Genomic DNA, 12457 nt, shown 5'->3' on the forward strand with positions numbered 1-12457 from the left:
GACATGGTCGAGCTGGCGAGGACGCCCTCCGTCCTGGAGGTGCCCGCGACGGTGCAGGCACTGGGCGACATCGCCGCGTTCGTCCTGCGGCTGGCCGGACGGGCGGGGCTCGGCAAACGGGCCGCCTACCGGCTCCGGCTGGCCGTGGACGAACTGGCCACGAACGTCGTGATGCACGGGTACCGGGGCGGCGACGGACGGATCACCGTCCGCGGCCGCTCCGGCCCGGGCGGGGTGCAGATCACCATCGAGGACTCCGCCCCCGCCTTCGACCCCGTCGCGGGCCGCCTGCCGCCCTGCCCCGGGGTCCCCCCGCAGGACCGGCGGATCGGCGGCCTCGGCATCCACCTCGCCCTGACCAGCGTGGACGAGTTCGCCTATGCGCACAGGGACGGCCGCAACATCAGCACGCTGACTGTGAAGGCTGAGGGGACGGACCCATGCCCTCCACGACCGTGATCATCCTCGACGCGCACCCGGCACCGCCGCCCGAACTGCTTGACGCCCTGCGGACGATGGACGCCTCCCTCGTCACCCGCACGCTGACGGAGCTGCGCGAAGGGCCGCTGGAGCTGCTGCCCGTCGCGGACGTGCTGCTCGCCCCGGCCGACTCCGACGGGGAAGCCGTACGGATGGCCGTACGCCGGCTGCGCCGCTGGGCCGGGGCCCCCATCGTGGTCGTCTGGACCGTGACGGAGTTCGCCTCCCTGGAGGAGCACGTCCGGATCGGGCACGACTACCTCGTACCCCCCTTCCTCCCCGCCCTCGTCGGGGCCCGGCTGCACAGCTGCTCGGAGCGCGCCGGACTCGGCCGCACCCTGCGCGAGGCCGACGCCCGCGCCGAACTCATGGGCTACGAGAAGGAACTGGAGATCGGCCGCGAGATCCAGGCGGGCTTCCTGCCCGAATCGCTGCCCGTCCCCGACGGCTGGGAGATCGACGTACGCTTCCGGCCCGCCCGGCAGGTCGCCGGGGACTTCTACGACGTCTTCGAGATCTCCCGCGGCCGCCGGCTGGCCTTCGTCGTCGCCGACGTCTGCGACAAGGGAGTCGGCGCCGCGCTCTTCATGGCGCTCATCCGCTCCCTGCTCCGCCACACCGCACAGAACAGCGGACTCCAGCACCTGGTCGCCGCCGGCCGGGCCGGCGGCAGCCGGCGGATCCCGGTCGTCGGCGCCACACCCCTGCTCAACGCGGTCACCGCCACCAACGGCTACCTCACCAACAACCACCTGCGGCAGGGCTACTTCGCCACCCTGTTCTTCGGGGTGCTGGACCCGCTCACCGGCAGCCTCGTCTACATCAACGGCGGCCACAACCCGCCCCTGCTACGACCTGCCGACGGCAGCCCGCCCGCCGCCCTGGACATCACCGGACCGGCCGTCGGAGTTCTGCCCGACTGCGTCTACACGCTCGGCTACGCCCAGCTGGACCCGGGCGACACCCTCTTCGTGTTCACCGACGGAGTGCCCGAGGCCCGCTGCCCGAACGGCAGCTTCCTCGGCGACGAACGGATGCTGGAACTGCTCGCCGGACCACTGGTGAGCGGCAAGGACCTGGTCGACCGGATGGACCTGGCGGTGCGCGAGCACACCGGCACCGCCGAACAGCACGACGACGTCACCATGCTCGCCCTGCACCGGCCACGTGCGGCGCGGGGGCCGTACGCGGACGGCCCCGGCCACCAGGTGGTGGCCTAGATGGCCCGCACCATCGTGGTGCACTCGCACCGCGGCGGCACCGGGAAGTCCTCGGTCCTGGCCAACCTCGCGCTGCTCATCGCGGCCGGGGGGCGCCGGGTGGGGGTGGTGGACACCGACATCCAGTCACCCACCCTGGACCTGCTGTTCCGGCTCGGTCCCGGACCCTCACTGGCCGACTACCTGCTCGGCCGCTGCGAGATCGAGGCCGCCGCCCAGCAGGCCGGCGTACCAGGGCTGTACGTCGTACCGGCCCGGACCGGGACGGCGGCCCTGCGGGAGCTCATGGCCGGCGGCTACGACGTGGGACTGCTGCCGGAGGGCTTCGACCGGCTGGCCGAGCACTACGCGCTGGACGTGCTGCTGCTCGACACCCACGCCGGGCTCAACAACGAGTCGGTGACCGCGATGGCGAGCGCCGACGTACTGATGATCATGGCCCGGGCCGACCGGATCGACCTCTCCGGGGTCGAGGAGACCATCGCCCTCGCCGGGCGCCTGGCCTGCCGGCGGACCCTGGTGCTGAGCATGGCACCCGCGGGCATCGACCGGGACTCGGCCCGGCGGCGTTCCGAGGAGGTCTACGGCGCACCCGTGGCCGGAATCCTTCCCTACTCGCCGGAAATGGCCTCCCTGTACGGAGAGCGCATATTTGCAGAAGCCCATCCCGACCACCCCCTGGTCGGTGAATTCCGCACCATCATCTCGGCGTTGGACGCACGTGACGAAGTATCGCGGGCCTGACGTCACCCCCTTACGCCCCCTGCGGGGGGCGTGTTGAATCGGCAGCGAATCCAGAACAAGGAGAGAATCATGAAGATTCTCGTCGTCATGACGGCCAAGGCGACCCTGCACCTGCTGGACGGCGAACAGCATCCCTCGGGATTCTGGGCAGAGGAATTCGTCGTTCCCTTTTCGCTCTTCAAGGCGGCCGGCCACGACGTGGACGTGGCGACGATCGGGGGCCGCGCGCCCACGGTCGACCTGACGAGCATCGACCCCCAGTTCCTCCAGTGGGTCCGCCCCCAGGGTTCCCCCGACGAGGACGCGGCCAACGCCGCCGAGTACGTCCGGGTCATCGAGAACACCCCCCAGCTGAGAGCTCCCCTGGCCCTGGAGTCCCTCACCGAGAAGGACGTCGCCGACTACGACGGCGTCTACGTCAGCGGCGGCCACGGCGCCATCGGCGACCTGCCCAAGTCCGACGAACTCGCCCAGATCCTGCGCTGGGTCATCGCCCAGGACAAGCCCCTCGCCACCGTCTGCCACGGCCACACCTCGCTGCTCGCCCTGCGCGACGGCGAAGGCCGCTGGCCGTTCGAGGGCTACCGGATGACGGCCTTCTCGCACGACGAGGAACTGGTCACCAACATGGCCGGCCGGCTCCCCCTGATCCTCGAGGTCGAACTCACCCGGCTCGGCGCCCGCTACGAGAAGGCGGACGCGATCTGGGACTCGCACGTGGTCGTCGACCGCAAGCTGACGACCGGCCAGAACCCGTACTCCTCCAAGGCCCTCGCGGAGACGTTCTTAACCCAGCTCGCGAAGGGCTGACCCCCCGCCCCGCATCCGACACCGGAAGGCAGCCATGACCAAGCGTGAGCTGAGCGGCCCGCCCCTCGCCAACCCCGGGAAACTGTTCATCGGCGGCAAATGGGTCCCGGCCCTGGACGGCCGGACCGAGCCGGACGTCAGCCCCGTGGACGGACAGGAGATCGTGCCGGTCGCCCAGGCCGCCGCGGCCGACGCGGACGCGGCCGTCGCCGCCGCCCGCACGGCGTACGAAGAAGGTCCGTGGAGCAGACTGTCCGCCCAGGAGCGGGCGCTGCGGCTGAACCGGGTCGGTGAGCTCATCGAGCGCGACCTGGAGGAGATCGCCCTGCTGGAGACCGTGGACATGGGCAAGCCGTTCGCCTTCTCCAGCACGGTCGACGCCCCCATGGCCGCCCAGCTCATGCACTACTACGCGGGGGCCGTGACCCGTGTCGACGGCTCCTCGCGCGCCCCGGCCGGCGGACAGCTCGCCTACACCCTGCGCGAACCGCTGGGCGTGGTCTGCGCGATCACCCCGTTCAACTTCCCGCTGCTGCTGTCGATGACGAAGATCGCACCGGCGCTGGCGGCGGGCAACACGGTCGTCCACAAGCCCTCGCCGGCCACCCCGCTCACCGCGCTGAAGATCGCCGAGCTCTTCCAGGAGGCGGAGATCCCCGACGGGGTCCTGAACGTGGTCACCGGCCCCGGCGTGGAGCTGGGCGAGACGCTCACCGGCCACCCCGGCATCGACAAGATCGCCTTCACCGGCTCCACCGTGGTCGGCCAGTCGATCATCCGCAAAGCGGCCGGCACCCTGAAGAAGGTGACGATGGAACTCGGCGGCAAGTCCGCCAACATCGTCTTCGCCGACGCCGACCTCGACGCCGCCGAGGAGCTCGCCTTCTTCGGCATCTACTACAACAAGGGCGAGATCTGCACCGCCGGATCCCGGCTGCTGCTCCAGCGCCCCATCCACGACGAGCTGGTCGAACGCCTCGTGCGCCGGGCCGCCGCCCTCAAGCCCGGCGACCCGCGCGACCCGGCCACCCTCTTCGGGCCCCTCGCCCACCGCGCCCAGTTCGACAAGGTCAGCTCGTACATCGAGGTCGGCGAGAAGGAAGGCGCGGTCCTGCGGACCGGCGGCACCGGATGGACCCCCGAAGGGGCCTCCGCCGAGGGCCTGTACTTCCTGCCCACCGTCTTCACCGGCGTCGACAACGGGATGCGCATCGCCCAGGAGGAGATCTTCGGCCCGGTCCTGTCGATCATCCCCTTCGACACGGAGGAGGACGCCGTACGCATCGCCAACGACAGCGCGTACGGCCTCGCCGCCGGTGTCCACACCAAGGACCTGCGCCGCGCCCACCGCGTCGCCTCGCAGATCAAGGCCGGCACGGTCTGGGTCAACTGCTACAACCAGTACGACCCCGCGGTCCCCTACGGCGGCTACAAGGCCTCCGGATTCGGGCGCGAGTGCGGGCCCGAATCCCTCGAGAGCTACACCCAGACCAAGTCGGTCTGGATCGGCATGGACTGAGAAGGCCGGACCGGACCCGAACACCCCTTTCCCGAGGAGCGTCAATGCGGACAGGCATCATCGGCACCGGGCGGATCGGCACGGTCCTCGCGAGGATCCTCGTGGCGGCGGGCCACCACGTGGTCCTCGCCAATGCCCGGGGCCCGCAGACCCTCGGCCCGCTCGTGGCCGAGCTGGGAGCGGCGGCCTCGGCGGCGCACCCCGCCGAGGCCGCCGCCCAGGCCGAACTCCTGGTGCTGATGGTGCCCTTCGAGCGCGTCCGCGGACTGCTCCCGCCGCGCGTCGTGCAGGACAAGGTGCTGGTGGACGCGACGAACGCGTTCGGCGGCCCCGGCGCGCCCGCCGACCTCGGCGGGCGCGGCTCCAGCGACCTCGTCGCCGAGTGGTACCCGGACGCCCAGGTCGTGAAATCGCTGAACACCATGCATTTCGAAACACTCGCCGTCGCGGGAACCGCACCCGGAGAGCGCCTGGCGCATTTCACCGCGGGAGACGACGTGAAAGCGAAGGAAATCGTCGCGGGAATCATCACGGATCTCGGATTCGCACCCGTCGACACCGGCCCGCTGCACTCCGGGGGAATTCTCCAGCAGCCCGGCGGGCCCCTTTTCAACCGGCCGCTCACGGAAGCGCAGGCGCTGGCATGGATATCACACTGAACGTGAACGGAAGACCCGAGCAGTTCTCGGCGCAGCCGAACGAACTGCTCGTCGAACGGCTCCGCGACGGCCTCGGCCTGACCGGCACCAAGGTCGGCTGCGACACCGGCCAGTGCGGCTCCTGCGTCGTCCGCCTCGACGGCCGCTCCGTCAAGAGCTGCCTGGTCCTGACCGCCTCCGCCGCGGGCGGCGAGATCGCCACCATCGAAGGCGTCACCACCCGGGGCGGGGAGCTGTCCGGCCTCCAGGAGGCCCTGCGCCAGGAGCACGGCACCCAGTGCGGCTTCTGCACCCCCGGCATGGTGATGGCCCTCGGCGAGCTCGTCGACGCCACCGCCGACGGCCCGGCCCCCACCGAGCCCGAGATCCGCGAATGGCTCACCGGCAACCTGTGCCGCTGCACCGGCTACCACAGCGTCGTACGGGGGGTGCAGCGCGCCTGCGCCGCACACCGCGACGAGGTGCCCGCCGGCTCCGCCGCATCCACCGCAGCCGCACCGGAGGTGTGAGGGACATGACCACAGTGACGGGGGAGGCCCCGGCCGACCGGGGCGGAGTGCTCGGGCAGCCGCTGGACAGCCGCGAGGACCCGCAGCTGCTGCGCGGCGAGGCCACGTACGTGGCGGACATCGACCTGCCGGGCACCGCGCACATGGCCATCCTGGGCAGCCCGGTGGCCCACGCGAGGATCCTGTCCATCGAGACCAAGGCGGCCGAGCAGCTGCCCGGTGTGCTGAAGGTGGCCACCGCGGCCGACTTCGCCGACGTCATGCCGCTGCCCTGCATCTGGATCCCCGGCGGGGTCGAGAGCCACTTCCCGCCGCACCCCTACGGACTCCCGGGCGCCCGCCCGGTGCTGACCGGCGACACCGTCCGCCACGTCGGCGACCCCATCGCCGTGGTCGTCGCCGAGACCCCCCGGCAGGCCGCCGCCGCGCTGGCCGCCATCGCAGTCGAGTACGAGCCGCTGCCGGTCGTCACCCGCGCCGACGAGGCCCTCGCCGACGGCGCGCCCCAGCTGCACGAGGCCGTTCCGGGCAACCTCAACGCGTACTGGACCTGTGGCGACAAGGACCGCACCGACGCGGCCATCGCCGCCGCCGAGGTCACCGTCGAGCTCGACCTGGTCAACCAGCGCACCATCAACAGCCCCATCGAGCCGCGCGGAGCGGTCGGCGACTACGACCCGGCCACCGGCGAGTACACCCTCTACGCCTCCACCCAGGGCCCGCACAACCACCGCTTCCTGCTCGCCGCGCTGGTCCTCGGCATCCCCTTCAACAAGCTCCGGGTGATCGCCCCGACCGTCGGCGGCAGCTTCGGCACCAAGGGGTACCTGTACCCCGACATGCCCCTGGTCCTGTTGCTCTCCAAGGCGCTCGGCCGGCCCGTGAAATGGGTGGACACCCGCACCGGGCTGATGAACTCCACCGTCCAGGGCCGCGACCACCGCCAGCACGTCACCCTCGCCGGCACCCGCGACGGCCGCATCACCGCCGTGCGCTGCACCAGCTACGCCAACCTCGGCGCGTACCCCTCGACGATCGGCCCCGGCGTCGCCACCGCCCTCATGGGCCGCTCCATCAGCGGCATGTACGACATCGACGCCGCCTTCTGCGAGGTGTACGCCGCCTTCACCAACACCGTCTCCCTCGGCGCCCAGCGGGGCAGCGGACGCGCCGAGGCGGCCTTCCTCATGGAGCGGCTCGTCGACCGGTACGCCTCCGAGATCGGCATGGACCCCGCGGCGGTGCGGCGCAAGAACCTCGTGCCGAAGGAGAAGTTCCCGTACGACAACGGCCTCGGCTGGACCTACGACTCCGGGAACTACCAGCTGAACTTCGACAAGGCCATCGAGCTGTCCGGCTACGCCGACATGTCCGCCCGCAAGGCCGAGGCCCGCACCCGCGGCAAGCGCCTCGGCGTCGGCATCGCCACCTACGTCGCGATCTGCGGCGTCGGCCCGTCCACCCGGATGTCGCAGGAGGGCATGCTCGGCGGCACCTGGGAGAGCGCCAACATCCGCGTCCACCCCACCGGCGAGGTCACCGTCACCGTCGGCTCCGCCTCCACCGGCCAGAGCCACGGGACGGTCTTCGCCCAGGTCGCCGCCGACGAGCTCGGCATCGACCCCGAGACCGTCCAGGTCCACGAGGGCGACACGCAGAAGGCCCCGTACGGACAGGGCACCTACGGCTCCCGCTCCTACAGCATGGCGGCGCCCGCCGTGGCCCTCACCGCCCGCAAGCTCAAGGCCAAGCTGGTCCGGGCCGGCGCCGTCTTCCTGGGCGTGCCCGAGGACAAGGTCGTCTACGAGGGCGGCGCGATCCACGAAGAGGGCAACCCGGAGAACACCAAGACCTTCGCCGAACTGGCGATGGCCATGTGGTACGGCTGGGGGCTGCCCCCGGAGATCGAGCCGGCCCTCGACGAGACCACCCACTTCGACCCGCCGGACTTCAACTACCCCTTCGGCACGCACGTCGCCGTCGTCGAGATCGACGAACTGACCGGCGAGACCGAGGTGGTCGCCTACACCGCCGTCGACGACGCCGGGAACATCGGCAACCCGAAGATCGTCCAGGGGCAGATCGAGGGCAGCATCGTGCACGGCCTCGGCCAGGCCCTCCTGGAAGTCGCCGAATACGACGAGAACGGCCGGCTGGTCAGCGCCGACCTGGGCCACTACGCCCTGCCGCGCGCGGCCGACGTGCCGTTCTTCGCGCTCGACAAGACCGTCACGCCCAGCCCGCACAACCCGCTCGGCGCCAAGGGAGCGGGCGAGATCGCCACCGTCCCGCCCGCCGCCGCCGTCGTCAACGCCGTCGTCGACGCCCTGTCCGACCTGGGCGTCCGGCACATCGACATGCCGCTCACCCCCGAGAAGGTCTGGCGCCGCCTGAGAGGGGAATCCCAGTGATCCTCACCGAGTTCGACTACGCCCGCCCCGCCGGCCTCGACGAGGCGCTGGCCCTGCTGTCCGGGACCCGCGGCGCCCGGATCCTGGCCGGCGGCCAGAGCCTGCTGCCCGACCTGCGCAGCGGCGCCGACAGCGCCCGCCTGCTCGTCGACATCCGCCGGCTGGCGGACCTGCGCGGCACCGGCCGCACCCCCGACGGCCGGCACGTGCGCATCGGAGCCCTCACCACGCTCGCCGACCTCGCCGCCGACCAGCTGGTACTCGCCGAAGCACCGGAACTGGCCGCTGCGGCCCGCTCCAACGGCGATCCGCAGGTCCGCAACCTCGGCACCGTCGGCGGCAACCTGGCGGCCGCCGGACGCGCCACCGACCTGCCGGTCGCCGCCATCGCCGCCGACGCCGTCGTCGAACTGGCCGGCCCGGGCGGGCGCACCACCCTCCCTGCCGAGGAGTTCGCCGCCGGCACCGCACCCGCCGGCCAGGTCCTCACCGCACTGCTCCTGCCCGCCGCCGGTCCGGCAGCCGCCTTCGAGAAGTCGGCCGACCGCGCCACCCGCTACCCGGTCTGCGCCACCGCCGTACGGATCACCGCCGACGGGCCGCGCATCGCCGTCACCGGAGCCACCCCCCGCCCCCTGCGCCTGCGCGGGGTGGAGGACCGGCTGCGCGGGGGCCCGTACAGCACCGAAGCCGTACTCGCGGCCTTCCGCGCCGAACCCCGGGAGCTGTTCGTCCCCGGGCGCGGCACCTCGGCCGAATACCTCGGCCACCTCGCGGGAGTCCTCACCGCCCGAGCGCTGCAGAGGGCCGAGCGGGCCCTCGCCTGACCGACCGACCACAGGGCCCGCCCGGGCCCCTCACGGGGGAGTTGAGTGAAGCAGTGGCCGAACCGTCCAAAACGACCACGGGGTCGACCGTGCCCCCAGCCGCCCACGCGGCCAGTGCGCCCAGAGGCTCCGGCTTCCGGGTGGTGGGCGCCGTCCTCGTCCTGCTGATGCTCTCCTCCTCCGTACCCTCCGCCCTCTACGTGCTCTACCAGCAGGAGTGGGGCCTGTCCTCCGGCACGATCACGGTGGTCTTCGCCCTGTACGCGGTCACGGTGCTGGCCGGGCTCCTGCTCTTCGGCTCCCTCTCCGACACCCTGGGCCGGCGCCCCGTCCTGGGCGCCGGACTGGTCCTGGCGATCGTCTCGATGGCCCTCTTCGCCGGGGCCCAGGGCCTCGGACTGCTCCTCGCCGCCCGCGCCGTGCAGGGGCTCGCCGTGGGCCTCGCCACCGGCGCGATGGGGGCGGCCCTGCTGGAACTCAGCCCCGCCGCACGGCCCGCCCTCGGAGCCCAGGTCAACAGCGCCGGCCCGACCGTGGGCATCGGGCTCGGCGGGATCGGCGCCGGACTGCTCGTCCAGTACGCACCCGCACCGACCGTCCTCAGCTACCTGCTGCTCATCGGGGCCTTCGCCGCGACCCTGGTGGGGGTCGTCCGCATGCGAGAGAGCGCTCCCGGCGCCGGCGGCCGGCTGCGGGTGGTCCCGCACCGGATCCACGTACCGGCGGGTGCCCGGCGCCGCTTCCTGGTCCTCGTCCTGACCATCGTGGCCGTCTGGTCCGTGGGCGGCTTCTACCTCTCCCTCGGCCCGCACCTGGCCCTGTCCCTGCTCAAGTCCACGAACTACCTCGTCGGCGGGGCCACGGTCGCGCTGCTCGCCGGCGCCGCCACCGTCGCCCAGCTGATGCTCGGCCGTACCGCGGCGCTGCGTACCGCCGTGCTCGGGCTGGTCGGCCTGCTCACCGGTCTCGCGCTGGTGCTGCTCGCGCTGGGCCTCGGCTCGGCCCCCGTGTTCCTGGTGGCCACGGCCGTCCTCGGCAGCGGCTGGGGAGCCGCCTTCCTCGGCTCCTTCCGGGCGCTGAGCGGGCTGGCCGAACCGGCCCACCGCGGTGAACTGACCGCCGCTGTATACGTCTTCGCGTACCTCGCGATGAGCGTGCCGGCCGTACTCGCCGGGATGCTCACCAACATCCACGGGCTGCACCGCACCTCGGTCGGCTTCATGGCCGCCGTCGCCGCGGTGTGCGCGGTGGCCCTGCTGGCCACCCTGCGCCTGGCCGCCCGTACCGAGGCCGAGGGGAGCACCGCATGAACACACCGGACATGACCACTCCGGAGCTGCGCTCCGCCCTGCGCGGACTGGAGGTCTTCGCGGGGATCACCGAGGAGCAGCTGGACTGGCTGGTCTCGGTGTCCCGGCCGCAGGTCCTCGCCGACGGGGAGGTGCTCTTCCGCGACGGCGAGGAGGCCACCGGCTTCCACGTGCTGCTCTCGGGCGGGCTCGTCGTCACCAAGGTCGTCGACGGCCGGGAGGAGGTGCTCACCCGGCACTCCACCGAGGAGGAGAGCGCCGCGGCCGAGGACCACGACGGCAAGCCCTCGGCCGCCCACCGGTTCACCGGCGAACTGCCGCTGCTGACGGACGGCGCTTACGTGGCCACGGCTGCCGCGAGCGGGCCGTCGACCACGGTCGTGGCGTACCCCAAGGCGGTCTTCTTCGAGATGCTCACGCGCTGCCACGGGGTGGCCGCCGTCCTGATCCCCGTCCTGGCCTGGCGCATCAAGTCCTCCGAGGTGCAGGCCCGCAAACGGGCCACCGTGGAGGCGCTCGGCACGCTTGCCGCCGGGCTCGCGCACGAGCTGAACAACCCGGCGGCCGCCGTGGCCCGGGCCGCGCAGGAACTGGCTCCCGCCCTGGACCGGCTCACCCGGACCGCCCAGGACTGGGGCGCGGCCGCCACCGCCGCCGAGCGCTCCGTCCTCGACCGGCTCACCGGGGAACTGGACGCGCTGCCGCCGCCGGTCACCACCGACCCGCTGGCCCAGGCCGATGCCGAGGAGGAGATCGCCGACTGGGCCGAAGGGGCCGGCGCCGAACAATCCGGTCTGCTCGGCTCGGGCGTCTCCGACCTCGGACTGGAACTGGGCTGGCTCCTGGACCGGGTGGAGGGCGTCGGCAAGGAGTCCCTCGCGCGCGCCCTCGACCACCTGGCGGCGCTGCTGGAGATCCGGTCGCTCGCCGCCGAGCTGCGGGCGGCGGGTCCCAGGATCTCCCAACTCGTGTCCGCCACCCGGGATTACGCCAATCTGGACCGGGCGCCCGAGCAGCGCTTCCCGGTGACCGAGGGTCTGGAGAACACGCTGGTCGTGCTGCGTGCCAAGCTCGACGGCATCAGCATCGTGCGTGCGTACGAGCCGGACCTGCCCGAACTGACGGGCTATCCGAGCGAGTTGAACCAGGTGTGGACCAACCTGGTCGACAACGCCGTCGACGCCATGGAGGGCGCCGGCGTGCTGACGCTGAGCGCCCGGTCCGAGGGCGTCTGCATGGTCGTGGAGGTCGCCGACACCGGTCGGGGCATCCCCGCGGAGTCCCTGCCGCGGATCTTCGAACCCTTCTACACGACGAAGGACGTGGGCAAGGGCACGGGCCTGGGGCTGCACCTCAGCTACCGCATCGTGACCCAGCGCCACCGCGGGTCGCTCACCGCCCGCTCGCGTCCCGGCGAGACCCGGATGGTCGTGCGGCTGCCCTTCGCCGGCAGCGCCCAGTCCTGCGTCTCACCTGCGCAAACATCCGATACCGCACGGGAAACCGCACCTGCCGAGGGCACCACTCGCCGTTGAAACGGAGTCGACATGGCCAAGTACGACATCTCCAAGCTGCACCCGGTGTTCGTCCGCCAGATGGAGGCGCTGGCCGCCCTGGACATCGAGGCGGTGATGAAGAACTACACCGACGACGCGGTGCTGCTGCGGTTCGAGGGCGTCTCGGTGGGCATCGAAGCGGTTCGCGAGACGTTCACCGGCTACCTCACCGTGAAGCCCACGCTGGTGGAACTCCAGGAGTACATCGAGACCGAGGACACCATCTTCTACCGGGCGATCATGAACTTGAACGGCGAACCGGAGCACGCGTTCGGGACACTTGTGGTCCGCGATGGCCGAATCTGGCGCCAGACGGCCGGCTTCGGCGGCTGAGACCGGAAATCTGGGTAGCGTGTGCAGGGAGAGCGGGCGAACACGCTCTCCCCGTATGCGGCCCGCGGTGCCCGCGTCG

At 72.0% G+C, this 12457-nt stretch carries 12 protein-coding genes; all 12 read left to right on the forward strand.

Going from position 1 to position 12457, the window contains the following annotated elements:
* The first annotated feature begins 3 nt into the window (after positions 1 to 3).
* The 12 genes from OHA91_RS30625 (at position 4) to OHA91_RS30680 (ending at position 12378) form a co-directional block, all read left to right on the forward strand.
* A complete protein-coding gene (locus tag OHA91_RS30625; RefSeq protein WP_031154557.1) occupies positions 4 to 459 on the forward strand; it encodes an ATP-binding protein in 456 nt (151 codons plus the stop codon).
* Positions 441 to 1700 (forward strand): PP2C family protein-serine/threonine phosphatase, encoded by a 1260-nt coding sequence (locus OHA91_RS30630; RefSeq protein ID WP_051893394.1) that lies wholly within the window; start codon positions 441 to 443, stop codon positions 1698 to 1700. The genes OHA91_RS30625 and OHA91_RS30630 overlap by 19 nt, the downstream gene beginning before the upstream one ends.
* Positions 1701 to 2444 (forward strand): MinD/ParA family ATP-binding protein, encoded by a 744-nt coding sequence (locus OHA91_RS30635; protein ID WP_031154561.1) that lies wholly within the window; start codon positions 1701 to 1703, stop codon positions 2442 to 2444.
* 69 nt (positions 2445 to 2513) lie between these two features.
* A complete protein-coding gene (locus tag OHA91_RS30640) occupies positions 2514 to 3254 on the forward strand; it encodes a type 1 glutamine amidotransferase domain-containing protein (protein ID WP_266503098.1) in 741 nt (246 codons plus the stop codon).
* Positions 3255 to 3288: 34 nt separating this feature from the next.
* Positions 3289 to 4773, forward strand: a complete 1485-nt coding sequence (locus OHA91_RS30645) for an aldehyde dehydrogenase family protein (protein ID WP_031154565.1) — start codon at positions 3289 to 3291, stop codon at positions 4771 to 4773.
* Entirely contained in the window at positions 4710 to 5432 is a 723-nt protein-coding gene (locus OHA91_RS30650; protein ID WP_078959463.1) for an NADPH-dependent F420 reductase, read from the forward strand. The genes OHA91_RS30645 and OHA91_RS30650 overlap by 64 nt, the downstream gene beginning before the upstream one ends.
* Positions 5417 to 5941: a (2Fe-2S)-binding protein gene (locus OHA91_RS30655; protein WP_031154569.1), complete on the forward strand. Its 525-nt coding sequence runs from the start codon at positions 5417 to 5419 to the stop codon at positions 5939 to 5941. The genes OHA91_RS30650 and OHA91_RS30655 overlap by 16 nt, the downstream gene beginning before the upstream one ends.
* A gap of 5 nt (positions 5942 to 5946) precedes the next feature.
* Positions 5947 to 8352 carry a xanthine dehydrogenase family protein molybdopterin-binding subunit gene (locus tag OHA91_RS30660; RefSeq protein ID WP_266503104.1) on the forward strand — a complete coding sequence of 802 codons (2406 nt, stop codon included), beginning with the start codon at positions 5947 to 5949 and terminating at the stop codon, positions 8350 to 8352.
* On the forward strand, positions 8349 to 9179 hold the full coding sequence (locus tag OHA91_RS30665; RefSeq protein ID WP_328740391.1) for an FAD binding domain-containing protein: 831 nt from the start codon (positions 8349 to 8351) through the stop codon (positions 9177 to 9179). Before OHA91_RS30660 ends, OHA91_RS30665 begins: the two co-directional genes overlap by 4 nt.
* 89 nt (positions 9180 to 9268) lie before the next feature.
* Positions 9269 to 10489 carry an MFS transporter gene (locus OHA91_RS30670; protein ID WP_266503109.1) on the forward strand — a complete coding sequence of 407 codons (1221 nt, stop codon included), beginning with the start codon at positions 9269 to 9271 and terminating at the stop codon, positions 10487 to 10489.
* Positions 10486 to 12024, forward strand: a complete 1539-nt coding sequence (locus OHA91_RS30675) for an ATP-binding protein (protein ID WP_051893398.1) — start codon at positions 10486 to 10488, stop codon at positions 12022 to 12024. The genes OHA91_RS30670 and OHA91_RS30675 overlap by 4 nt, the downstream gene beginning before the upstream one ends.
* A 12-nt stretch (positions 12025 to 12036) precedes the next feature.
* Positions 12037 to 12378, forward strand: coding sequence for a nuclear transport factor 2 family protein (locus OHA91_RS30680; protein ID WP_030656331.1), 342 nt, complete (start codon positions 12037 to 12039; stop codon positions 12376 to 12378).
* Positions 12379 to 12457: the final 79 nt, after the last annotated feature.

Source organism: Streptomyces erythrochromogenes, from assembly GCF_036170895.1.
Lineage (GTDB): Bacteria > Actinomycetota > Actinomycetes > Streptomycetales > Streptomycetaceae > Streptomyces > Streptomyces erythrochromogenes.